Genomic DNA, 22,883 nt, shown 5'->3' with positions numbered 1-22,883 from the left:
AATCTATTTCACAACTTTGTCTCCTTAGAAAGGAGGTGATCCAGCCGCACCTTCCGATACGGCTACCTTGTTACGACTTCACCCCAGTCACTGGCTTCACCTTCGGCGACTCCTCCCTCGCGGTTAGGTCATCGACTTCGGGCGCTTCCAACTCCCATGGTGTGACGGGCGGTGTGTACAAGGCCCGGGAACGTATTCACCGCAACATTCTGATTTGCGATTACTAGCGATTCCAGCTTCATGTACTCGAGTTGCAGACTACAATCCGAACTGGGACTAGGTTTTTGTGCTTTGCTTAACGTCACCGTCTCGCTTCACTTTGTTTCTAGCCATTGTAGCACGTGTGTTGCCCAAGACATAAGGGGCATGATGATTTGACGTCATCCCCACCTTCCTCCGTGTTATCCACGGCAGTCTCTCCAGAGTGCCCAGCTCTACCTGCTGGCTACTGAAGATAAGGGTTGCGCTCGTTGCGGGACTTAACCCAACATCTCACGACACGAGCTGACGACAACCATGCACCACCTGTCTCCCTTGTTCCGAAGAAAAAATGTATCTCTACATTCGTCAAGAGGATGTCAAGCCTTGGTAAGGTTCTTCGCGTTGCTTCGAATTAAACCACATGCTCCACCGCTTGTGCGGGCCCCCGTCAATTCCTTTGAGTTTCAACCTTGCGGTCGTACTCCCCAGGTGGAGTGCTTATTGCGTTTGCTCCGGCACCGGGAATTCCTCCCCGACACCTAGCACTCATCGTTTACAGCGTGGACTACCAGGGTATCTAATCCTGTTCGCTCCCCACGCTTTCGAGCCTCAGCGTCAGTTTCAGTCCAGAAAGCCGCCTTCGCCACTGGTGTTCTTCCTAATATCTACGCATTTCACCGCTACACTAGGAATTCCGCTTTCCTCTCCTGTACTCTAGCTAGATAGTTCGTTATGCTATCCTTAAGTTAAGCTTAAGGCTTTCACATATCGCTTACCTTGCCGCCTACTCTCCCTTTACACCCAGTAATTCCGGATAACGCTTGCCCCCTACGTATTACCGCGGCTGCTGGCACGTAGTTAGCCGGGGCTTCTTATTTAGGTACCGTCATTTCTTTCTTCCCTATTGATAGAAGTTTACAATCCGAAAACCGTCTTCCTTCACGCGGCGTTGCTGCATCAGGCTTTCGCCCATTGTGCAATATTCCCCACTGCTGCCTCCCGTAGGAGTTTGGGCCGTGTCTCAGTCCCAATGTGGCCGGTCACCCTCTCAGGTCGGCTACTGATCGTTGCCTTGGTGGGCTATTATCTCACCAACTAGCTAATCAGATGCGGGCCCATCTTTTACCGAATAAATCCTTTCTTTCTTAGAAGATGCCTCCTAAGAACCGTATGCGGTATTAGTCACCGTTTCCAGTGATTATTCCACAGTAAAAGGCAGGTTGCCCACACGTTACTCACCCGTCCGCCGCTAAAATAATTAAAAGCAAGCTCCTAATTATTTTCGCTCGACTTGCATGTGTTAAGCACGCCGCCAGCGTTCATCCTGAGCCAGGATCAAACTCTTATATTAAAATCCTTTTACTCAGATTACTCTGACTTTTTACATTAGATTTTTTTAACTAAAAATCTACAAAAACTTTGAATAGACTTGGGTTGTGTTTATTTCTTAACTGTTCAGTTTTCAAGGACCAATTTTTCGACTTCTTTCGAAATCAACATCAGATATTATATCAGCAAGTTTTTACATTGTCAAGTGTTTTTTTAATTTTTTTAAAATTTATTTTTTGTTTATCTTTGTTGTTCTTGCTGGCTACATTTAGATATTATACACTTTTTTTATAGCTTGTCAACACCTTTTTTCACTTTTTTTACATTATTTAAAAATTATTGCATTTTAAATGCTTCTTTTATCTTATTTATCAAATAATCCTCCTTTTTATCACATTCTACATCTGAAGTATATACACCATTTCTATAAACTAAAAACATAATATTTTCCTCTTTTAACCCTGAAATTTCTATTACCTTTTTCTTCAATTCGGTATTCCATTCTTCAGCTACTACAAAAATACTATATTCATTTCCTAGTACATCTACTCTTGACACATTTAATTCCTTACGTTTAGCATAAATTTTGTCTATCGCTTCTCTCAATTCTTGTTTTGTATAATTTGCAGTTTCAAATATAATATGTTCTATTTTAATATCCAAAAGTTCTGATATTTTTTTCTTTGCTGTTTCATTCCATTCTTTAGCTACTATTACAATACAATTTTGACGAGCATCAATTTTACAATCAATCAGTATTGGCTTTTCATCAAATTCAATTTCTATATCAACTATACGTCTATTTTCATCTTTCCCAAAGTGCATTACAGAATTCTGTGCCTTTTCTAATTGTTCGTAACTATAAACTGCCCCACCTTCAAATACTATTTCAGCATTCAATTCACTTACAGCAGACATTTTTGTATTATATTCTTGCAATGACAACAGCCATTCCTTTCCTTCTGGTGTCACATCTACAATTTTTTTATGACAAATGTATTTTTCATCATAATACTCTCCCCCATAATATTGAATAGGAATTTCTGGTAAAAATGCTCCCAAAGCCACTTTTGACTCACCTCTTTGACTATCATTAGCATAAACAAATACAAAACTAAATTTACACAAACATAGCACTATTGATAAAGCAATCGTATAAAATACTTTTTTCATAAAAATCCCCTTTCATAATTATTTTACATTATTTAAAAAATATAACAAAACATTTCTACTACTTTAATAATATACCATTTTATTACTATTTTGTCTATCAAATAATAAAACCTCCTATAATTTTCATTACAGGAGGTTTTTATTCTACACTTTTACAACATACTATATTAAATCAAAATTAATTACTTTCTTGGGAAGCTAATTTCTGCTTGTGCTGCTGCCAATCTTGCAATAGGTACACGGAATGGTGAGCAGGAAACATAATCTAATCCAATCATATGGCAGAACTCAACAGAAGATGGGTCGCCACCATGTTCACCACAAATACCTAAATGAATGTCAGGGCGTACTGGTTTTGCTTTGTCTACTGCCATTTGCATTAACAAGCCAACACCTGTTCTGTCCAATCTTGCAGTTGGGTCACATTCATAAATGTTTTTATCAATGTAATCTGCCAAAATTTTACCAGCATCGTCACGAGATAAACCATATGTCATCTGTGTCAAGTCATTTGTACCAAATGAGAAGAATTCTGCTTCTGTTGCAATTTGGTCAGCTGTTAAAGCAGCACGAGGAATTTCAATCATTGTACCAACAAGGTATTTGAGAGTTTTTCCTTTTTCTTCCATAACTTTGTTTGCTGTTTTTACAACAACTTCTTTTACATATTTTAATTCTTTAATTTCACCAATCAAAGGTATCATAATTTCAGGTACAATTTCAATACCTTTTTCTGTAGAAACTTCAATAGCAGCTTCAATAATTGCTCTTGTTTGCATTTCTGCTATTTCAGGGTAACTTACTGCAAGACGACAGCCACGATGTCCCATCATAGGGTTCAATTCATGAAGACCTCTTGCTTTAATTTTCAATTCTTCTACTGTTTTACCTGTTTCTTTTGCCAATATTTCAAATTCTTCATCTGTGTTTGGCATAAATTCATGCAAAGGTGGGTCAAGAAGACGAATTGTAACCGGTCTTTCTCCCATAGCTTCATAAATGCCTTTAAAGTCATCTTTCTGGAATGGTTCAATACCAGAAAGTGCTTTTACTCTTTCTTCTACACTATCAGAAAGTATCATTTTTCTGAATTTCATAATTCTTTCGCCTTCAAAGAACATATGCTCTGTTCTTGTCAAACCAATACCTTCTGCACCAAAATCAATAGCAACCTGTGCATCTTTTGGTGTATCTGCATTTGTTCTTACTTTCAAGCTTCTCTTTTCATCTGCCCATTTCATAAATGTAGCAAAGTCGCCAGAAATTTCAGGGTCTACTGTTGCAATATCTTCATTATAAATATTACCTGTAGAACCATCTAATGAAATATAGTCGCCTTCTTTAATTGTTGCTCCGCCTAATGTAAATGTTTTTTCTTCTTCATTCATACGGATTTCTTCACAACCAGATACACAGCAAGTACCCATACCACGTGCTACAACAGCTGCATGAGATGTCATACCACCACGTACTGTTAATATACCTTGTGCTGCAACCATACCTTCAATATCTTCTGGAGATGTTTCTAAACGTACTAATATTACTCTTTCACCTGTTTCAGCATGTGTTTTTGCATCTTCTGCTGTAAAATATACTTTACCAGCTGCTGCACCAGGAGATGCTGGCAAACCTTTACCAATTGCTTTCGCTGCTTTTAATGCTTTTTGGTCAAAAGCAGGGTGCAAAATTTGGTCAAGTTGTTTTGGCTCAACTTTCATTAATGCTTCGTCTGTTGTAATAAGACCTTCATTTACTAAATCAACAGCGATTTTTAATGCTGCATTTGCAGTTCTTTTACCATTTCTTGTTTGCAAGAAATACAATTTTCCTTCTTCAACTGTAAATTCCATATCTTGCATATCTTTATAATGGTTTTCCAATTTATTTGCAAGTTCCATAAATTGACTGTATACATCAGGCATATCTTGTGCCAACTGTGCAATTGGTTTTGGTGTACGAACACCAGCAACAACGTCTTCGCCTTGTGCATTTACAAGGTATTCACCAAGCATTGCTTTTTCACCAGTTGCAGCATTTCTTGTAAATGCAACACCTGTTCCAGATGTATCTCCTTTATTACCAAATACCATCATCTGCACATTTACTGCAGTACCCCAGCTATATGGAATATCATTCATTCTTCTATATACAAATGCTCTAGGGTTGTCCCATGAACGGAATACAGCTTTTGCAGCTTCCAACATTTGTTCTTTAGGGTCTTGTGGGAAATCTTTTCCTTGGTCTTCTTTATAAAGTTGTTTGAATTTTTCTGCAACTTCTTTTAAATCTTCTGCTGACAAGTCAGTGTCATATTTTGCACCAACTTTTTCTTTATACTCATCTAACAATCTCTCAAATTTAGATTTAGATACGCCTATAACAACATCTGCAAACATCATAATAAATCTTCTGTAAGAGTCATATGCAAATCTTTCATTGTTTGTTTTCTTTGCAAGTGCTTTTACAGAAACGTCATTCAAACCTAAGTTCAAAACAGTGTCCATCATACCAGGCATAGAAGCTCTAGCACCAGAACGTACAGATACTAACAATGGGTCTTCAGGGTCGCCTAATTTCTTTCCTGCAATTTCTTCCAATTTTTTCAGAGCTTCTTCAATTTGCTCTATCATTTCAGGTGTAAATTTCTTTCCACCTTCATTATATTCTGTACAAGCTTCTGTTGTAATTGTAAAACCTTGTGGAACTGGCAATCCTAAATTTGTCATTTCTGCTAAGTTTGCACCTTTACCGCCTAACAGATTTCTCATGGAAGCGTTTCCTTCGCTAAACATATACACATATTTCTTGCCCATGTTAAAAATACCTCCTAACAATAATTCAATCATTCATCAATAAGTGAGCCAAAATATTGATTTTTAATAAAGTTTTTTTTTACTCTATCTTTATTAATATACCACTTTTTAGTAAAAAGTACAACAAGTTATTTCAAATTTTACATACTATATTTCAAAAATAAATTTAAAATTTTATTGTTTTATTATAGATACATTACATCGTTGTTATTTGCTTTTATTAATATTTACAATGAAAAGTCATTCAAAATTTTTATCATTCACAAAGTAGCTTAAATTTTTGCTTTCTATTTTATAAAGTTATGTCAAAATTTTTTTATTTAAAATTCCATTTTTTGTTTTAAATATGCTACCAACTGGTCAATCGCTACTCTTTCTTGTTTCATAGTATCTCTATCTCTTATTGTTACTGCTTTATCTTCCAAAGAGTCAAAATCAAATGTAATACAGAAAGGTGTTCCGATTTCATCTTGTCTTCTATATCTTTTACCTATACTTCCTGCATCATCATATTCACAATGAAATTCTTTTATGAGCATTTGATATACTTCTTCTGCTTTATCAGACAGCTTTTTAGAAAGAGGCAACACTGCTGCTTTAATTGGTGCGATTGCTGGGTGAAAATGAAGCACTGTTCTAGTATCTCCATCTTCCAGTGTTTCTTCATCATACGCATTACACAAAAATGCTAATGTCATTCTATCTGCACCTAATGATGGCTCAATACAATATGGTATATATTTTTTATCTTCTTCTTGGTCAAAATAAGTCATATCTTGTCCAGATACATTTTGATGACAAGTTAAGTCGAAATCAGTTCTATCTGCAATCCCCCAAAGTTCTCCCCAACCAAATGGGAACAAAAATTCAATATCTGTTGTTGCATTACTATAGTGAGAAAGTTCTTCTTTTTCATGGTCTCTCAAACGAATATTTTCTTCTTTTATATTTAAGTGCAACAACCAATCTTTACAATATTTTCTCCAATATTCAAACCATTCTAAATCTGTACCAGGTTTACAGAAAAACTCTAATTCCATTTGTTCAAATTCTCTTGTTCTAAATGTAAAATTACCAGGTGTAATTTCATTTCTAAATGATTTACCCACTTGTCCAATACCAAATGGTATTTTTTTTCTTGTTGTTCTTTGCACATTTTTAAAATTAACAAATATTCCTTGTGCTGTTTCTGGCCTTAAATATACTGTATTTTTTGCATCTTCTGTAACACCTTGAAATGTTTTAAACATTAAATTAAACTGTCTAATATCTGTAAAATTATGTGCTCCACAGCTTGGACAAGCAATTTTTTCTTCTTCTATGAACTTTTTCATTTGTTCATTGCTCCAAGCATCAATACTTACTTCTTCCATACCTTTTTCTTTTCTATATTCTTCTATTATTTTATCTGCTCTAAATCTTTCTTTACATTCTTTACAATCCATAAGAGGGTCACTAAATCCTCCTACGTGTCCAGAAGCTACCCATGTTTGTGGGTTCATCAATATTGCACAGTCTACTCCCACATTATAAGGGCTCTCTTGTATAAACTTATGCCACCATGCTTTTTTTACATTATTTTTTAATTCCACACCTATAGGGCCATAATCCCATGTATTTGCCAAACCTCCATAAATTTCAGAACCTGGATATACAAATCCCCTATTTTTTGCCAATGCTACGATTTTTTCCATTGTAATTTCCATTTTTAAAACTCCTTTCTAAATAAAAAAACTTCCGCCCCTTACAATACTGTAAGGGACGAAAGTATTCCTTCCGCGGTTCCACCCTTTTTGGCTAAATAAAATTCAGCCCTCTTTTATCACTTTCTGCTCCAAAGTGCCATTCTCTATGCTCTATTACACTGCTTTCACCACTTCACAATGCTCTCTGAAAAATATTACATAGATACTCCTCTTTTTCAACACAGTTTTTATTTTTATATACTCTATCACGCTCTTTTATTAAAGTCAACCTCTTTTTTAACATTTCACTAGAAAAATATATTGTATTATGCTATAATCAACATACAGAAATTATATTCTGTAAATTTATGGTGTTTTATAGAAAGAGAGGATTTATATGAAAAGTAAGAAGGACTGTGCTATTGTAGTAAATTGGGAGGTTTGCTAAAAACAGCCCAACCTCCCAAAAGGATTTTATACTATAACTTTTTGGAGGAAATTTATTATGAATAGAGAAAATAAAAGAATACGTTATCAAAAAGGATATTACAAAAATCATGCTTGTAGTGACAGTTTTACTTGTAAAGTATGTGGTCGCCTTGTTGTTTCAGCAGGTGCTGGAAGTAATCATCGCAATCACTGTCCAAATTGCCTTTGCAGTATTCATGTTGATGAGCAACCTGGTGACCGTGAAGCAGATTGTGGCGGCATTATGGAGCCCATTGGCGTATGGGTACGCAAAAACGGAGAATGGGCAATTATTCATAGATGTCGTCGCTGTGGTAAAATTAACTCTAACAGAACAGCCGCCGATGATAATCCTATGAAATTAATGTCTATCGCTATGAAGCCATTAGCACAACCACCATTTCCATTAGAACGAATTACAGAATTAACTGCTCTTATGGGTGGAGAAGGTTCACTGGAGTAACTACTATATGGTATTTGCTAAAAGGAGATGAAAATAATATGAACTATAAAAAAAGCTATTATTTGTCACAATATGGAATATTTATTAGTTTACTTATTCTTATTATTGCATCTCAAACAAATGAAAACAGCATACTCAGAGGGACATTAATAGCAATAGGCATTATCAGTGTTATTATAAATGTTTTACAAGAAATCGCATTTTGTCGTTGCCCTTATTGTTTAGAAAGTCTGTCTACTAGAACAAAATTACCTACATATTGTCCAAAATGTGGCAAAAAATTAGAATAATCAAAATAACAAAAGCCCTCATTTTTTGGGGGCTTTTTATCAAAACTGTATTTTTTTGTTAAAATCTCTTGTCTGCAACTGCATATTGATATGTATTGCAATATATTCTTCTAATATTTTGTACAATTCTTTCATTACTTGTTTTGAAACAGAAAACTGAAAAGCATTTTTTATATCATTTGAGAATACAAAATTCATAGCACAAATCGCTGCTGGTGACAGCAATCTGCCGCCTCTTTTATGCTCATTGCACACCATTGCCCCTGAAATAGCATCAAAATATTGTTTCGCTTCTTTTCCACAAACACAACATTGTTGTGTCAAATTTGGCATAACACCTGCAATTTGCAAAAATTTCATTTCAAACACACGACTTGCTAATTCTGGAATACATTTTCCTTTACACAATATTTGTAGTGTTTTCAAAAGCAACTGTAATATATTATCTTGTTCCATACCCATAAAAGCAGTTTTTTCCACTAAATCTATCATATACATTGCCTGTGACAATCTATCTATATCTAAACGCAAATCAAAAAAACTTTCTATTATATCAATCTGGTCTACATAATAATATTTTTTGCTCTCATATACTTGAAAATCTCCATAGCAAAATAATTGTGTTCCAGCAAGCAATTTACTTTTTTGTTTTCTAGCTCCTTTTGCTGTTATCCATATTTTTCCCTTTTCTTTTGCCAATACAATAATCTGTTTGCTTGTTTCTCCCTTTGGCATTTCTTTTAAAACAATACCCCTAATTACTTCTGTTGCCAATACAACACCTACATTTCTATTTCTTTTTTCTGCTGCTCCTTATTGAAACAGACAGTATTTTTTTTCTTTTCTGATTGTTTATAGTATAAATAGTCTAACACATTTCCGCTGCTTGCAAATTTTTCCCAATGCAATAGTTGTTTCATATTTGCACACGCCTCTTTTCCATACAGCATTATTTATAGCATTAGCTTTTTCTTTTTTTATGCTATATATACTGGCAAAAAACGACATTATATATTTCTACTATCATATCCAAAATTTTTTAATAAAAAGTCACTATCTCTCCAATCTTTTTTTACTTTTACCCATAGCTGTAAATAAATAGGAGAGCCTAACAACCTTTCCACATCTGTTCTAGCACGTGAACCGATTTTTTTCAACATATTACCCTGTTTTCCTATTACAATACCTTTATGTGACTCTTTCTCACAATATATTGTTGCCTCTACATCTACTAAATTTTTATCTGTTCTCTTTTTCATAGACATAATTTCTACTGCAATACCATGCGGAATTTCATCTTGAAGTAAATGTAATGCCTTTTCCCTTATTATCTCAGACACAATTTGTCTTTCTGGTTGGTCTGTTACCATATCTTCTGGAAAATACTGAGGGCCTTCTGGCAAATATTTTTGTATCACATTTAAAAGTTCTTCTGTATTTTGTCCTTTTATTGCTGAAATAGGTACCACTTCTGCAAAACGATATTCTTTTCTATAATTGTCTATTACTTGAAGTAATTTTTGTTTTTCTATAGTATCAATTTTATTGATGACCAATATTACAGGTGTTTTTACATTTTTCAGATACTCCAATACATATTTATCTTTTTCTAATACTTTTTCTGTAGGTTCAATCAGCATCAACACAACATCTATTTCATTTAATGCATTCTCTGCTGATTTTACCATATACTCCCCTAATTTATGTTTTGGTTTATGTATACCTGGTGTATCAATAAAAACACACTGAAAATTTTCTTTTGTTAATATACTTGTAATTTTATTTCTCGTTGTTTGAGGCTTATTTGAAATAATTGCTATTTTTTCCCCTATTAAATGGTTCATTAATGTTGATTTTCCTACATTTGGCCTACCTACCAATGAAACAAAACCTGATTGAAATTTTTTTTGCAACATAATTCCTCCTTAAATACATTATACTTCGTTTTGTTCTAATTCTATTAGTTTCTGTTTAATACTTTTAAAATCTTCCCATGCAGGACGTTTTTTACTTTCATCTCTCAGTAGTGCAGATGGATGAAATGTTGAAGTAATCCAATATCCTTTTCTTTCTATCCATTGTCCTCTTTGTTTTGTAATACGAAATGTAGGAGAAATAATTGCTGTTCCTGCAATTCTACCCAAACACACTATAATTTTAGGTTTTACAAGCACTAACTGATAACGTAAATAATTTAAACAGGCTTCTTGTTCTTCTTCTTGAGGATCTCGATTATTGGGCGGTCTACATTTTACAATATTTGCAATATATACATCATCTATTGTCAAATCAATCGCTTTTAGCATTTTATCCAACAATTGTCCTGCTGGCCCTACAAATGGTACTCCTGTCAAATCCTCTTGTTGTCCTGGCCCTTCTCCTATAAACATAATATCTGCATTTTTATTTCCTTTTCCAATAACAACATGATTTCTTGTTTCCCATAACTTACATTTTTTACAGTTATAACAAGCCCCTTCTAATATTTCCCAAGTTTTTTCTGCCATTTTTTCACCTTATTTCTTTTACTTCATATACTTTAAAAAGAGATTTTAATTTTTCTTCTAAAGAATTTCTTGCACCATAATCATAATTAAATATCATACCTTGGCTACTTCCACCTACTGCAATATGTACTTTTGTATTTTTTCCTATATTATCTAATACTACAGTTGCTGTCATTTGGTTATTATTTCGCCATGTATAATATTCTATTACAACAACAATCGCTTTTTTATTTTCTCCAAAATCAATAACATAATTATCTATAATATTTTTGCCCATTCTTCTAATAAAGTTTTCTTTTTGCTCTACCCACTGTTGCAAAACAATTATGCTTTGTTCTAATGAAAGTGTAATATAAATATCATCATACATATTAATTTTCCTTTTTAAATTACTTTCAATCATATCTTTTACATAAGAATTTAAAATCTTCAGCTATATTTAATTTTCCTATGACATTTTGTTTCATATACTTTTCTATAATATCAACTGCAAATTGGTGTATTTGTTTAATTATCATTACCTTTTCAATACAATATGTAAATTCATTCAAATTTGATACTACATAGGAACAGTATAACATACTAACATTTTTAACTTTCTCCTAATATACATTTTTTATTCCTTTTCTATTTTCACTACATAATGTAGTAATGCGTCTATAGCTTCCTCTAAATATTTTTCTGTATTTCGAATACTTCCACCTTTTTTACTTGCGGAAAGATACACTCTTGCTCCTTCTTCTGCTTTTTTCACCACAATCAAAAGTGTTACATCATTTTTAGAAAGCACTGCTGTAATAACTTCTTGTTCATTTTCAAGAGAAATACCACACACATCTGTTGTTGCTCCATCACATTGTCCCCACAAACAAAGCTTTTCTGCCACTTCCTGTATAGAAAGAGAAACGATAACCTCCGCTTTTTTATTATCACCCTCTATTAAGCGATTTATCCAATTTCCTTTTAATACTTTTTTCATATTTTTGCACCTTCTTTCACAATGTAAAACCAACTGGTAATAATTCCTTTACAGTATATGTTTTTATTTCCCCTATCTCATTTTTTAATATTACGATACCTTCTGGCATAAATTCTAAAAGTACTTGTCTACAAATGCCACAAGGCGGTGTTAATTTTTTGCTATCTGAAACAATCGCTATTTTTTCAAATACTGTTATCCCTTCTGATACTGCCTTAAACACAGCAGTTCTTTCTGCACAACAAGTTGCTCCATAACTTGCATTTTCTATATTACAACCTAAAAAAACAGTACCATTTTTATCTAATAATGCTGCACCTACTTTAAAATGAGAATATGGTACATAAGCATTTTTCATTGCTTTTTTGGCTTGTTCTATCAATTGTTTATCTGTCACTTTATTTTTCCCCTCTTATCACATATAATATCTAAACAAATAAAATACTTATATTATAAAGCCTGCCTGTTGTAATATTTCTTTTTGTTTTACTATCATTTCTTTTTCTTCTTCTACTTCCATATGGTCATACCCCATTAAATGTAGCATACTATGTACTGTCAAAAAAGCAATTTCTCTTTCCAAAGAATGCCCATATTCTTCTGACTGTTCTTTTGCTTTATCAATAGAAATCACAATATCTCCTAATATTATCTCATCATTTTCATTATAATCAGGAACTTCTTCTATATCAAACGTACACATAGGAAATGAAAGTACATCTGTTGCTTTGTCTATGTTTCTAAATTCTTTATTTAATTTTTGTATTTCTTCATTTGTCACAATAGAAACACTAATTTCACATTCAAATTCATTTTTTTTTTCAAATTCTTCATAATCTAGGCTTGTCCTTACTGCCTTTTTTACAATTTCTTCCCACTTTTCTCCCCATTCAAATGTTGTTCTATTATCTATATACAATGTCATGCTTTATTTTCCTCCTGTTCTCCTTTTTTTTGTTTCTTTGCTGCGTCCATTTCTTCTTTTTTAGGATAAGCTACTCTATTATGATACATTCCTTTAAATACCTCTAAAAATGATTTTCTTATTGTTTCTAAATCAGAAATTGCCAAACCACTTTTGTCCAGTTGTCCATCATCTAATTTATCTTTTATTAGTGTTTTAATAAATTCTTCTACATCATCTAATGACTTTCCCTGTCCTACCATACTTCTAACTGCTGCTTCTACTGTATCAGCCATCATTACAATTGCTGCTTCTCTACTTTGGGGTATTGAACTATTATAGCGATAATCTTGTTCTTTTACATTATCAGCTCCATACTGTTTTAACGCTTTATAATAGAAAAATTTTACAAGTGAATTGCCATGATGTTCTTGTATAATATTAATAATTGCTTTTGGGAGTCCTTTTTCTTTTGCCATTTTTACGCCTTCTGTAGTATGAGCAGTAATAATTTGAGTACTACTGTATGGCTCCATTTGGTCATGGGGATTTTCTCCTGCTTGATTTTCACTAAAATACAAAGGAGATTTTAATTTTCCAATATCATGATAATATGCCCCCACTCTTGCCAGTGCTGCATTTGCATCAATTTCATATGCTGCTGTTTCTGCCAAATTTGCTACAATCAAGCTATGATGATATGTTCCAGGTGCTTCAATCATAAGCCTTCTCAATAACTCATTATTTGGATTTGTTAATTCTAAAAGTCTTAAAGGTGTATTTGCTTCAAATATTGCTTCCCAAAATGGTAAACTACCTATAGACAATATTACAGCAATTAATCCTGCTGCTGCTCCATAAAAACTAGAATACAAAAGCCCTTCAGAATATCCCTTTTCAAAAAATAGTCCTACTGCCATCATAGAAATAAAATTAATTATCGCTACACAAACAGCAACAGGAAAAACATATTTTCTTTTTTCTGCATATCTCATAATTAATGCTGCAAATTCTCCTGTTAATAAAAAATATAACAAAAATTCTACATCACCATTAAACACAAAACAACCTATAATGCTAACAAAACAATTTAAAAGCAATGCTACTCTTCTGCTAATCAGCAGTGATACCAACATAGGAAATACACTTAATGGAATTAATGTAAAATAGGGTACTTCACTCATTACTCTTAACAATAAAACTACTATGATATATATTGTAAAAAGTATTACCATTTCATTTTTTTTCAAGCTATGCCATTTTTTATTACTGGAATAAAAAAATAAAAACACACTTGCAAATATTAACAACACTACAATAATACTACTAAACACAGGTAATATTGTTTCTGTTACATTTTCCGTATTAATCAAATTCATAGACTCTAATTTATGATAAATTTCAGCTGTAACAATTTCTCCTTCATCTACAATTTTTTGATTTTTTTTAATAATAATATCCTCTACTTCATCTTCTTTTTTTTGTTTTGCTAATTGCATAGCATCAGTATCTAACACTAAATTTGCTTTTAAAGCACTATTTAATACAGCCATGCCCATTTCCTGCAATTCTGAATTCCATTGTGTTTGCTGTAAACTTGTACTAATCTGTTCTCTACTTTTTTCTACTGCTTCTGCTGTTACGCCCTGTTCATAAATACTATTAATAATATCTATACAGCTTTTCTGAAACTCTAGTCTATCTTGCTGATTTAGCACTTGATAAGCACTATATTGTCTTACAGATAACACTACTGGCAATTTTAATGAAGTATTTTTAATAGCATTTGAAAGGCTTTCTCCTTGTTTTAGTGTTCCTTGCATTTCATCTAATCTTTTAAAAAACCCCTCTACTTCTGATATAGATTGTTGTTCTATTTCTAAATCATGTTTATACAAAGGGCCAACTGTTGCAGCAGCCTCTGCCTTTTTCTTTTCCGTTGCAACAGTATCCACTTCATCTTTTAATGCTACATATCTTTGCGTTGCTACAGAACCTATTTGTACATTTTCCATCGTTTGTATATAAGAGCCTGTTGCAATACAAATTACAGTAATCAAAAATCCAATACACAATAACACAATAGAAAAATATTTCCATTCTAAAAATTTCTTTTTCTCATTTTCCATGACTTTCACTTCCGTTTTCTATTTTCAAATTTTTCATAGGCTTGTATAATCTTCTGCACAAGAGGGTGCCTTACAACATCTTTATTTGTTAATGTGATAATACCAATATCCTCTATACCTGATAATATTTTTATAGCCTCCAACAATCCCGAACGCTTTCCTTCTGCTAAGTCAATTTGTGTCAAATCTCCTGTAATAACCGCTTTAGAGCCATACCCTATCCTCGTCAAAAACATCTTCATTTGTTCTGGTGTAGTATTTTGTGCCTCATCTAATACAATAAAAGCATTATCCAATGTACGGCCTCTCATATACGCAAGAGGTGCTACTTCTATTAATCCCTTTTCCATATTTTTCATAAAAGTATCTGCTCCCATAATTTCATGAAGTGCATCATACAAAGGTCTTAAATAAGGGTCTACCTTTTGTTGTAAATCTCCTGGTAAAAATCCTAGTTTCTCTCCTGCTTCAATTGCTGGTCTTGTCAATATAATTCTATTTACTTCTTCATTTTTAAATGCTGTAATTGCCATTGCCATAGCTAAATATGTTTTACCTGTTCCTGCTGGTCCAACACCAAATATTATTGTATTCTTTTTTATTAAATCTATATATTTTTGTTGTCCTAATGTCTTTGGTTTTACTGGTCTTCCATTTACTGTCATACAGATAAAATCATCATATATTTTTTCTATTTCTGTTAAATCATTTTGTTCCACTGTTTGCAACAAATATGTTACATTTTGTTCTGTTATTTCTTCTCCCTTTTTTGCCAATACTTCTAAAGAATGTAATACATTTTCTGCATTTGTTACTCCTTTTTGTGTTCCTATAATTTTTATATCATCTCCCCTATTTACAATTTGTACATGACATATTTGTTCTATTTTTTTTATATTACTGTCAAATTGTCCAAATATTATACCAATATATTGATTGTCTATTTGCATCTTTTTTTCTATTTGACTCATAATTCCTCCTCATTTTTTTGTAATATCATTTGTTCTCTTTTTTGTTCTTCCCCAATTTCTTCTATTGCTATTATAGTTGCTGTTGCCACAACACTATTGTCTTGTCTTTGATATACAATATCAATATTTTCTATTTCTCCCTCTACAACTTCTATTGCTTTTTGTTTTAATATTTGTTCTATTTCTTTTTTAGCTTGTTCTTCTGTCCTCTCTTTCTGTATAGTTTCATATTTTTTATAAGTTTGTTCTACCCATGCAACAGGTAATTTAAAATCTCCTATAGCAAATTGTTTCCCTCCTGTTTTTTGTTTATCATATGTACTATCTTCCATATTGGGCTGTATAATATTTATAACAATATCTCCTATTTGTATACTCTTATCTTTTTTTTCTTCTCCAGTATACTTTTTTTCTTCATAATGTAAATCTATTTTCTCTTCTAAAGTATACCACACTTTTCCCAATATCGCTCCTCTTGCATGAATATATTCTCTGCCAACTTCTGCTTCTTCTCCTGCTGCAATAATAACTTCACCACTTATAAGTAATTCTCCCTTTTTTACAACGTCGCCTGATTGCACAATGGGCGTTCCTGCTTCTACAGTAATACTTTGTATTATACTATCTTTTTTTGCTATTAAATCACTTGGTGTTACTTTATCTACAATCTCTGGTTGTGGTATTGTCTCTACAATTTTTATCAATGCGTCTGTTCCCTTTACAGATACACTAACCCATGAAATATCTGGAAATATTTCTAACAATCTTTCTGTAATATTATCTGTATTTACATTCCATTTTAATTTTCCCGGAGCCATACCCATTTTCTCACAAGCTGCAAACAATTCTTCTTTTTGAATACGCTCATTTCCTTCTACTTCTACTGTCCATACAAAAGAGGACAACAAATATAATGCTGCTACAAAAAAAAGAATGCCTAAAGACAATATTTTCCTCTTTTTATACTTCTTTAACAAAGCAGGTAAACCACACCTACAAACAATATCATATTGGCACCCTGTCTTTTCTGCACATTCTTCTAAAAGAATATATCCTTTTGTTGAAACATTCATTTGCATATAGCTTCCTTTTGGTTGAATATTCCACAAATAAATTCCTCTAAAAGTTGCCATATTTACAAATCGTTCTACAGAAAATCCTGATACTGTTATCATAACATATCCATGCAAATAATACCATAATGCTAAAAACATTACTTCACCACCTTTTACATTATGTCAAAAATAATACTCCTTTTATTGTTCCTGTCACAACAATACATTCTGATGTCAGTTGTTTCAACAATAATCCTTTTCCTTCTATTCTAAGTACCCCTATAGCAGTATTTACTCTCATTACCTCATCACCATACTCTACAATTCCTTTATAATTTTCAATAATCAATTCCTCTTTTCCTGTTAATGAAATCAGAGGAAGATTTAACATTACCTCTTTTGGTAGCTCTAAGGCATTTACTACATTCCTTCTTAATCCTCCACCAAGCAATACTATCCCTCCGAAAATACCATTTTTATATATTTATGCAATATTAGTCTTTTTATAGCAAAAATTTTTTATAATAAAAAAAGACAAGCAAAATAATTTAGCGTGTCAAAAAAACTTGAAATTTTGTTTCCTTAAAATTATTGATTTTATAAACAAAAATGTTAGTTTTTAATAAAAAATTTTTTGTTCAACTTTTTTTAAAAAGTTGACAGAATACAGAATGTTTACTGAACATTCGTTTTACACCAACCAAAGCAAATCGTAGATTTGACAGCTTCCTCAAAAAAGATTTTATTGACAGTCTGAATAACTATCCTATATTTTAAAATAATAAACTTTTTTATAATACAATTTCTATTCATCTAAAAGTACATCTTCTGATAAAACTTTTGACAATCTTTTCATAATTTTTATACTTTGTTCTGGAATTTTTCCCTTACTATAACTAGTTATAATAGAAATATAATTTGTTTTCTTATAATCATAGTCTTTATCATTCCATCTATCCCAATCTTTTACTTTCATCAAACTTAACAAGCAAAAAAAATCAATTCCCTCATAATTGCCTTCATATGTTTTTAAAAACATATTTGTTTCCTCAATACATTTTTCTATTATCTCTGTTTCCCAATTTAAACAAATATCTTTTGTATGAATACAATAATATAAATACATTACTTCCTCCCAATCTCAATAGCAAAAGCCAGTGTTATCATAACACTGGCTTTTCATTATCATTTCATTAAAATATTTTTTACAATATTACTTACAACTTTACCATCTGCAACGCCTTTTATTTTTGGTGTAATTGCTTTCATTACTTTTCCCAAGTCTTTAAAAGATGTTGCACCAAGTTCAGCTATTGTTTCTTCTACTACCTTTTGAATTGCACTCTCACTTAACTGCTCTGGAAGGTAATTCAACAATATCTCAATTTCTTTGTTCAGTTTATCCACTAAATCTTGACGACCACTTTTAATAAAGTCAGGCAATGAGTCCTTACGACTTTTTAGTTGTTTTGCAATTACCTCAATTACGCCTTTATCGTCTAATTCTACTTTATTATCTTTTTCAATTTGCAGAATTCCTGAACGAATTAACTGTACTGTATCTTTTCGTATTGTATCTTTTTCTTTCATAGCACTTTTCAAGTCTTCAAAAAGCTGCTCTTTTAATGCCATACAATCATTCCTTTGCAATCAAACATTATTTGAATTTACGTTTTCTAGCCGCTTCAGATTTCTTTTTACGTTTAACGCTTGGCTTGTCATAATGTTCTCTTTTACGTACTTCTCCCATAATACCGTCTTTTGCACAACTTCTTTTAAAACGGCGAAGAGCACTATCTAAGGATTCATTTTCTTTTACCTTTACCTCTGACATGAATTTCCCTCCCTCCCAGGTGTGAGATTCCTTTTGTTACACGCTATTTAAAAAAATATGTCTTTTTTTAATATAGCACATTATTGAATTATACACAAAAAAACAATTCACGTCAATAAAAAACCGTCTTTTTGCATATAAAAACTTTACAAAAATTTTTTAAACATCAATGTGCATCATTTTGTTCTGTTCTTCTCAATATTGTTATTCCAAGAGGTGGTACTTTTAACTCAACACTACTTTGTCTACCATTCCAATCTATTCTATCACTTACAAGAGGCTTTCTATTGATGACACCACTACCACCATATTTTTCATCATCACTATTAAATATTTCTTCATAAGTACCTGCTACTGGAACACCTAATCTAAATCCAAAATGCGTTTCTGGTGTAAAGTTACATACAATTATCAATTCTTTTGTATGGTCTTGGCCTCTTCTAATAAATGCTATAATACTTCTATCTCTATCATTACATTCTATCCATTCAAAACCAGTTGAGTCAAAGTCTTTTTCCCACAATGCGGGTTCTTGTAAATACAAATGGTTCAAATCATTCATATACTGATGCAACTTTTGATGTGTTTCATATTCTAACAAGTGCCAATCAAGGCTTCTTGCTTCACTCCATTCTGCAAACTGACCAAATTCACTACCCATAAACAACAACTTTTTACCAGGGTGTCCATACATAAAGCCATATGTTACACGAAGATTTGCAAATTTTTGCCACAAATCTCCAGGCATTTTTTCCATCATAGAACATTTTCCATGTACTACTTCATCGTGAGATAATACTAATATAAAGTTTTCTGTATAAGCATATACCATACTAAACGTTAAATTATCATGATGATATTTTCTATAAATAGGGTCTTTTTTTACATAAGATAAATAGTCATTCATCCAGCCCATATTCCATTTCAAACTAAATCCAAGACCACCATAGTTTGTACTTCTTGTTACACCTGCCCAAGCTGTAGACTCTTCTGCAATCATCATTATACCAGGATATCTACCTATAATGACAGAATTCATATGTCTCAAAAATTCCTCTGCTTCCAGGTTTTCTCTACCACCATGTTCATTTGGTACCCATTGTCCATCATTTTTACCATAGTCTAAATACAGCATAGATGCTACTGCATCTACTCTCAAACCATCTAAATGAAATTCTTCTATCCAATAAATTGCATTTGCAATTAAAAAGTTTCTAACTTCATTTCTACCATAATTAAATATTAATGTACCCCAATCAGGGTGCTCTCCTTGTTTAGGGTCTTGGTGTTCATACAATGCTGTACCATCAAAACGTGCTAAGCCAAAAGCATCTTTAGGAAAATGAGCTGGTACCCAATCTAATATAACACCTATACCATTTCTATGACAAGCATCTATAAATGCTTTAAATTCATCTGGTGTACCAAAACGACTTGTTGGTGCATAATATCCTGTTACTTGATATCCCCAACTACCATCGAAAGGGTGTTCCTCAACAGGTAACAATTCAATATGTGTATAACCCATTTTTTTAACATAGGCTACTAACTTCTCAGCACCTTCCAGATATGTCATAGAACGATTTCCTTCTTCTGGTATTCTCATCCAACTTCCAAAATGCACTTCATAAATATTAACTGGGCCTTGATAAATATGTTCACTGCTTCTATCATCTGTCCATGCTTTATCTCCCCAAACATAACGACTATTATCATATATTACAGAGGCTGTATCTGGCCTTAATTGTGCAAAAGAAGCATATGGGTCTGCTTTGTCACATACATTATTATATTTATCTTTAATTTGATATTTATATTGGTCATATTCCTTTAATCCAGGTACAAATAATTCCCAAATTCCAGACTCTCCTAATACTCTCATTTGGTTTCTTCTGCCATCCCAGCTATTAAAATTACCAATAACACTAACTGCTTTCGCATTTGGTGCCCAAACGCCAAACGCAACTCCTTCCACACCATCTACTGTTGTAATATGTGCTCCTAATTTTTCAAATATTTTATAATGATTACCTGCACCAAAAAGATATCTGTCATACTCTGATATTGTAGGTACAAAAGAATATGCATCATATGTTGTCCATTGATTTCCTTCGTAATCTGTAAGAGACAACTGATATCTAAACCATTCTTGTCTATCTTCTATGATGACTTCAAAAAAACCATCTTCATGTATCTTCATCATAGGATATGTTTTGTCTTGGTCAGCATCATCTACTACTACAATTTCTTTTGCTTGTGGTACAAAAGCTCTTACTGCTACAAATTTTTCTCCCTCATGCTCTACCTCATGCATACCTAAAACGTGGTGGGGTTCACCGTGTTCTACATTCACGATTTGAAATAATTCATTTAAATTAGTTGTTGTAATCATACTTCTTGCTGCTTACGCAGCCTCACCCCTTTCTAAATTGTTAATTACAAAACACTCCCTCCATTTTTATTATATATGGTATCACAAAGTTTTACCTTATTATAAAATTTGGAGCCTGTTTTTGTTACTTTTATTATACCTTATATTATCCTTTTTTACTAGCACATACTTTATTTCTCTCTTGTATTTTTATTTATTTATTTTATACAATATATTATTTTCATTTTTGTACATTTTTAGCTCTTATAGAAAATATTGCACTATTTTCTATATTATTTTTAGTATATTTGCTCAAAATAATATTCTATTTTTACTTTAAAATTACTTTCTATGATATAATTTGTATTTATTTTTGTACAAAAATTTATTCTACACAATTTATTAGACATTTATATATACTTACTAACATTATTCAACGGAAAGTATTATTTTAAAACTTTGTTATATACTATTTATCAGTAATTCAACATCATACAAATCAACATATAGCAAAACCTCTTTATATAATATTTTTTATATAAAGAGGTTTTGCATTTTTCTTATTAAATTATTTTAGCATTCAGCAAATTTTTTCCCAAAATCAACACACTGTTGTTTCGTTTCTCCTACAGGCATACCATTTACAATAAGTCCTTCCTCAAATAGTGCTGCACCAGGTATCCTTTCCTCCCAATCTCTCATCCATTTTCCATCTCCCCAACCATAAGAACCAAATAACGCCACTTTCTTATTTGATAATTTATTTTCTACACTACAAAAAAATGGCTCAAATTCTGCTTCCTCTAATACTTCATCTCCCATAGCAGCACAACCAAATGCTATTTTTTTATAACTATCCAATGTATCTACTACAAAATCACTTACCGAAAAAATATCTACTTCTGTTCCTGCATTTTTAATACCTTCTGCTATCGCATTTGCCATTGCTTCCGTATTTCCTGTACCACTCCAATAAATTACTGCAATTTTTTCCATTTTTCTATCCTCCTAATATTATTTATTAACAATACGCTCCTACCAATTCTATGAGAGGCGTACCCTTTGTTACCTTATACCAAATTACTTTTTTACATTTTTTATATACATTAAACATTTTCTTTGCTGTTTCTTCATCACTATACACTTTCCAATAGCCACAAAATTTAAAATCTAATCCTTTTTTTGAAATAAACTCCTTTACATCTGTAATAGGATAGCCCAAAAATAAGCCAATTTCATGAGGAAATTCTTCACAAATATTTGTACGATATTTTAAATACTTTAAAAGTTCCTCTACATCACTTGTTTGAGGATATCCCCTTTGCATCAAAAAATTTTGTATTTCTTTCTGTTTCATACAATTTTTCATCGGCCTTTTTCTATATGCTATAATATATATCCTATTTTTACATTCATATAGTATTTTAAACTGTATTCCAGAAGCATTACCACAAGCATTATATTTTTTTAATTCCGCTAACACTTCTTTTTTATTTTCTTTAGAACAGGAAAATAAATTTGCTTGCTTTACTCCAAATATTGTTGGAGCACACTGGTCTAAAATCATTTGCTCAAATTCGCTCATAGCAATATCTCCTTTTTTATGTATATTATTAGTATTAGCTATTTATTATTATTTAAAGATATTTTAAATTAGTTATAGCTAACTATAGTTCCAATTTATCATATTCTACTTATTTTGTCAAGTATT

The 22,883-nt window shown here is 32.2% G+C and carries 24 protein-coding genes, 1 rRNA gene and 1 other annotated feature; of the genes, 2 read left to right on the top strand and 23 right to left on the bottom strand.

Annotation, left to right across the window (positions count from 1 at the left end; all coding sequences use genetic code 11):
* Positions 1–28: 28 nt before the first annotated feature.
* The 4 genes from C820_RS04705 to C820_RS04690 form a co-directional block, all read right to left on the bottom strand.
* Positions 29–1,552: ribosomal RNA gene (locus C820_RS04705) — 16S ribosomal RNA — on the bottom strand.
* A 314-nt stretch (positions 1,553–1,866) separates the two neighbouring features.
* Entirely contained in the window at positions 1,867–2,703 is an 837-nt protein-coding gene (locus tag C820_RS04700) for a hypothetical protein (RefSeq protein WP_004037806.1), read from the bottom strand.
* Between the two features lie 182 nt (positions 2,704–2,885).
* A complete protein-coding gene (gene ppdK, locus C820_RS04695) occupies positions 2,886–5,516 on the bottom strand; it encodes a pyruvate, phosphate dikinase (protein ID WP_004037808.1) in 2,631 nt (876 codons plus the stop codon).
* A gap of 320 nt (positions 5,517–5,836) precedes the next feature.
* Positions 5,837–7,222 carry a glycine--tRNA ligase gene (locus C820_RS04690; RefSeq protein WP_004037810.1) on the bottom strand — a complete coding sequence of 462 codons (1,386 nt, stop codon included), beginning with the start codon at positions 7,220–7,222 and terminating at the stop codon, positions 5,837–5,839.
* A gap of 48 nt (positions 7,223–7,270) precedes the next feature.
* Positions 7,271–7,450 (bottom strand) — a binding site (T-box leader).
* A gap of 256 nt (positions 7,451–7,706) precedes the next feature.
* On the opposite strand from C820_RS04690, the gene C820_RS04685 reads away from it, so the two are divergent.
* Entirely contained in the window at positions 7,707–8,132 is a 426-nt protein-coding gene (locus C820_RS04685; RefSeq protein WP_004037812.1) for an RNHCP domain-containing protein, read from the top strand.
* A gap of 38 nt (positions 8,133–8,170) precedes the next feature.
* Complete coding sequence (locus C820_RS04680) at positions 8,171–8,422, top strand: hypothetical protein (protein WP_004037814.1); 252 nt, start codon at positions 8,171–8,173, stop codon at positions 8,420–8,422.
* A gap of 39 nt (positions 8,423–8,461) precedes the next feature.
* On the opposite strand, the gene recO is transcribed toward C820_RS04680, so the two are convergent.
* The 19 genes from recO to C820_RS04585 all read right to left on the bottom strand — a co-directional run bounded on the left by recO (position 8,462) and on the right by C820_RS04585 (position 22,757).
* Positions 8,462–9,196, bottom strand: coding sequence for a DNA repair protein RecO (gene recO / locus C820_RS04675; protein ID WP_004037815.1), 735 nt, complete (start codon positions 9,194–9,196; stop codon positions 8,462–8,464).
* An 8-nt stretch (positions 9,197–9,204) separates the two neighbouring features.
* Positions 9,205–9,342 carry a hypothetical protein gene (locus C820_RS04670; RefSeq protein WP_156801458.1) on the bottom strand — a complete coding sequence of 46 codons (138 nt, stop codon included), beginning with the start codon at positions 9,340–9,342 and terminating at the stop codon, positions 9,205–9,207.
* An 87-nt stretch (positions 9,343–9,429) separates the two neighbouring features.
* Complete coding sequence (gene era / locus C820_RS04665) at positions 9,430–10,338, bottom strand: GTPase Era (RefSeq protein WP_004037818.1); 909 nt, start codon at positions 10,336–10,338, stop codon at positions 9,430–9,432.
* An 18-nt stretch (positions 10,339–10,356) separates the two neighbouring features.
* On the bottom strand, positions 10,357–10,929 hold the full coding sequence (locus C820_RS04660) for a uracil-DNA glycosylase (protein WP_004037820.1): 573 nt from the start codon (positions 10,927–10,929) through the stop codon (positions 10,357–10,359).
* Between the two features lie 4 nt (positions 10,930–10,933).
* On the bottom strand, positions 10,934–11,299 hold the full coding sequence (locus C820_RS04655; protein WP_004037822.1) for a DUF6054 family protein: 366 nt from the start codon (positions 11,297–11,299) through the stop codon (positions 10,934–10,936).
* 25 nt (positions 11,300–11,324) lie between these two features.
* Positions 11,325–11,480, bottom strand: coding sequence for a hypothetical protein (locus tag C820_RS04650; protein ID WP_251855623.1), 156 nt, complete (start codon positions 11,478–11,480; stop codon positions 11,325–11,327).
* A 65-nt stretch (positions 11,481–11,545) separates the two neighbouring features.
* Positions 11,546–11,908: a hypothetical protein gene (locus C820_RS04645; RefSeq protein WP_004037832.1), complete on the bottom strand. Its 363-nt coding sequence runs from the start codon at positions 11,906–11,908 to the stop codon at positions 11,546–11,548.
* Positions 11,909–11,924: 16 nt separating this feature from the next.
* Positions 11,925–12,305, bottom strand: a complete 381-nt coding sequence (cdd, locus tag C820_RS04640) for a cytidine deaminase (protein WP_004037833.1) — start codon at positions 12,303–12,305, stop codon at positions 11,925–11,927.
* A 48-nt stretch (positions 12,306–12,353) separates the two neighbouring features.
* Complete coding sequence (gene ybeY, locus C820_RS04635) at positions 12,354–12,833, bottom strand: rRNA maturation RNase YbeY (protein ID WP_004037834.1); 480 nt, start codon at positions 12,831–12,833, stop codon at positions 12,354–12,356.
* Positions 12,830–14,941, bottom strand: a complete 2,112-nt coding sequence (locus C820_RS04630) for an HD family phosphohydrolase (protein WP_004037835.1) — start codon at positions 14,939–14,941, stop codon at positions 12,830–12,832. The genes ybeY and C820_RS04630 overlap by 4 nt, the downstream gene beginning before the upstream one ends.
* Before the next feature lie 5 nt (positions 14,942–14,946).
* A complete protein-coding gene (locus C820_RS04625; RefSeq protein ID WP_004037837.1) occupies positions 14,947–15,912 on the bottom strand; it encodes a PhoH family protein in 966 nt (321 codons plus the stop codon).
* Positions 15,909–17,126, bottom strand: a complete 1,218-nt coding sequence (gene yqfD, locus C820_RS04620; RefSeq protein WP_004037838.1) for a sporulation protein YqfD — start codon at positions 17,124–17,126, stop codon at positions 15,909–15,911. The genes C820_RS04625 and yqfD overlap by 4 nt, the downstream gene beginning before the upstream one ends.
* A gap of 19 nt (positions 17,127–17,145) precedes the next feature.
* Positions 17,146–17,418 carry a sporulation protein YqfC gene (gene yqfC, locus C820_RS04615; RefSeq protein ID WP_004037839.1) on the bottom strand — a complete coding sequence of 91 codons (273 nt, stop codon included), beginning with the start codon at positions 17,416–17,418 and terminating at the stop codon, positions 17,146–17,148.
* Between the two features lie 354 nt (positions 17,419–17,772).
* Positions 17,773–18,093: a hypothetical protein gene (locus tag C820_RS04610; protein WP_004037840.1), complete on the bottom strand. Its 321-nt coding sequence runs from the start codon at positions 18,091–18,093 to the stop codon at positions 17,773–17,775.
* Positions 18,094–18,152: 59 nt separating this feature from the next.
* On the bottom strand, positions 18,153–18,599 hold the full coding sequence (locus tag C820_RS04605; RefSeq protein WP_004037841.1) for a GatB/YqeY domain-containing protein: 447 nt from the start codon (positions 18,597–18,599) through the stop codon (positions 18,153–18,155).
* Positions 18,600–18,624: 25 nt separating this feature from the next.
* Positions 18,625–18,801 (bottom strand): 30S ribosomal protein S21, encoded by a 177-nt coding sequence (rpsU, locus tag C820_RS04600; RefSeq protein ID WP_004037848.1) that lies wholly within the window; start codon positions 18,799–18,801, stop codon positions 18,625–18,627.
* 166 nt (positions 18,802–18,967) lie between these two features.
* The gene (gene glgB, locus C820_RS04595; protein WP_004037857.1) at positions 18,968–21,193 is read right to left on the bottom strand and encodes a 1,4-alpha-glucan branching protein GlgB; all 2,226 of its coding nucleotides are present in this window, start codon (positions 21,191–21,193) and stop codon (positions 18,968–18,970) included.
* Positions 21,194–21,745: 552 nt separating this feature from the next.
* Positions 21,746–22,168, bottom strand: a complete 423-nt coding sequence (locus C820_RS04590) for a flavodoxin (protein WP_004037858.1) — start codon at positions 22,166–22,168, stop codon at positions 21,746–21,748.
* A 25-nt stretch (positions 22,169–22,193) separates the two neighbouring features.
* Positions 22,194–22,757 (bottom strand): DUF3793 family protein, encoded by a 564-nt coding sequence (locus C820_RS04585; RefSeq protein WP_004037859.1) that lies wholly within the window; start codon positions 22,755–22,757, stop codon positions 22,194–22,196.
* Between the last annotated feature and the right edge of the window lie 126 nt (positions 22,758–22,883).

Source organism: Clostridium sp. MD294, assembly GCF_000364165.2.
Lineage (GTDB): Bacteria > Bacillota > Clostridia > Lachnospirales > Anaerotignaceae > Coprocola.
Note: the sequence above shows the minus strand (reverse complement) of the source record. Positions and strands in the feature narration are given on the sequence as shown.

Excerpts from the sequence above, each read along its gene's own strand:
- C820_RS04700 (WP_004037806.1), bottom strand. The coding sequence starts at position 2,703 with ATGAAAAAAGTATTTTATACGATTGCTTTATCAATAGTGCTATGTTTG.
- ppdK (WP_004037808.1), bottom strand. The coding sequence starts at position 5,516 with ATGGGCAAGAAATATGTGTATATGTTTAGCGAAGGAAACGCTTCCATG.
- C820_RS04690 (WP_004037810.1), bottom strand. The coding sequence starts at position 7,222 with ATGGAAATTACAATGGAAAAAATCGTAGCATTGGCAAAAAATAGGGGA.
- C820_RS04685 (WP_004037812.1), top strand. The coding sequence starts at position 7,707 with ATGAATAGAGAAAATAAAAGAATACGTTATCAAAAAGGATATTACAAA.
- C820_RS04680 (WP_004037814.1), top strand. The coding sequence starts at position 8,171 with ATGAACTATAAAAAAAGCTATTATTTGTCACAATATGGAATATTTATT.
- C820_RS04670 (WP_156801458.1), bottom strand. The coding sequence starts at position 9,342 with ATGAAACAACTATTGCATTGGGAAAAATTTGCAAGCAGCGGAAATGTG.
- era (WP_004037818.1), bottom strand. The coding sequence starts at position 10,338 with ATGTTGCAAAAAAAATTTCAATCAGGTTTTGTTTCATTGGTAGGTAGG.
- C820_RS04660 (WP_004037820.1), bottom strand. The coding sequence starts at position 10,929 with ATGGCAGAAAAAACTTGGGAAATATTAGAAGGGGCTTGTTATAACTGT.
- C820_RS04655 (WP_004037822.1), bottom strand. The coding sequence starts at position 11,299 with ATGTATGATGATATTTATATTACACTTTCATTAGAACAAAGCATAATT.
- C820_RS04645 (WP_004037832.1), bottom strand. The coding sequence starts at position 11,908 with ATGAAAAAAGTATTAAAAGGAAATTGGATAAATCGCTTAATAGAGGGT.
- ybeY (WP_004037834.1), bottom strand. The coding sequence starts at position 12,833 with ATGACATTGTATATAGATAATAGAACAACATTTGAATGGGGAGAAAAG.
- C820_RS04630 (WP_004037835.1), bottom strand. The coding sequence starts at position 14,941 with ATGGAAAATGAGAAAAAGAAATTTTTAGAATGGAAATATTTTTCTATT.
- C820_RS04625 (WP_004037837.1), bottom strand. The coding sequence starts at position 15,912 with ATGAGTCAAATAGAAAAAAAGATGCAAATAGACAATCAATATATTGGT.
- yqfD (WP_004037838.1), bottom strand. The coding sequence starts at position 17,126 with ATGTTTTTAGCATTATGGTATTATTTGCATGGATATGTTATGATAACA.
- C820_RS04610 (WP_004037840.1), bottom strand. The coding sequence starts at position 18,093 with ATGTATTTATATTATTGTATTCATACAAAAGATATTTGTTTAAATTGG.
- C820_RS04605 (WP_004037841.1), bottom strand. The coding sequence starts at position 18,599 with ATGGCATTAAAAGAGCAGCTTTTTGAAGACTTGAAAAGTGCTATGAAA.
- rpsU (WP_004037848.1), bottom strand. The coding sequence starts at position 18,801 with ATGTCAGAGGTAAAGGTAAAAGAAAATGAATCCTTAGATAGTGCTCTT.
- glgB (WP_004037857.1), bottom strand. The coding sequence starts at position 21,193 with ATGATTACAACAACTAATTTAAATGAATTATTTCAAATCGTGAATGTA.
- C820_RS04590 (WP_004037858.1), bottom strand. The coding sequence starts at position 22,168 with ATGGAAAAAATTGCAGTAATTTATTGGAGTGGTACAGGAAATACGGAA.
- C820_RS04585 (WP_004037859.1), bottom strand. The coding sequence starts at position 22,757 with ATGAGCGAATTTGAGCAAATGATTTTAGACCAGTGTGCTCCAACAATA.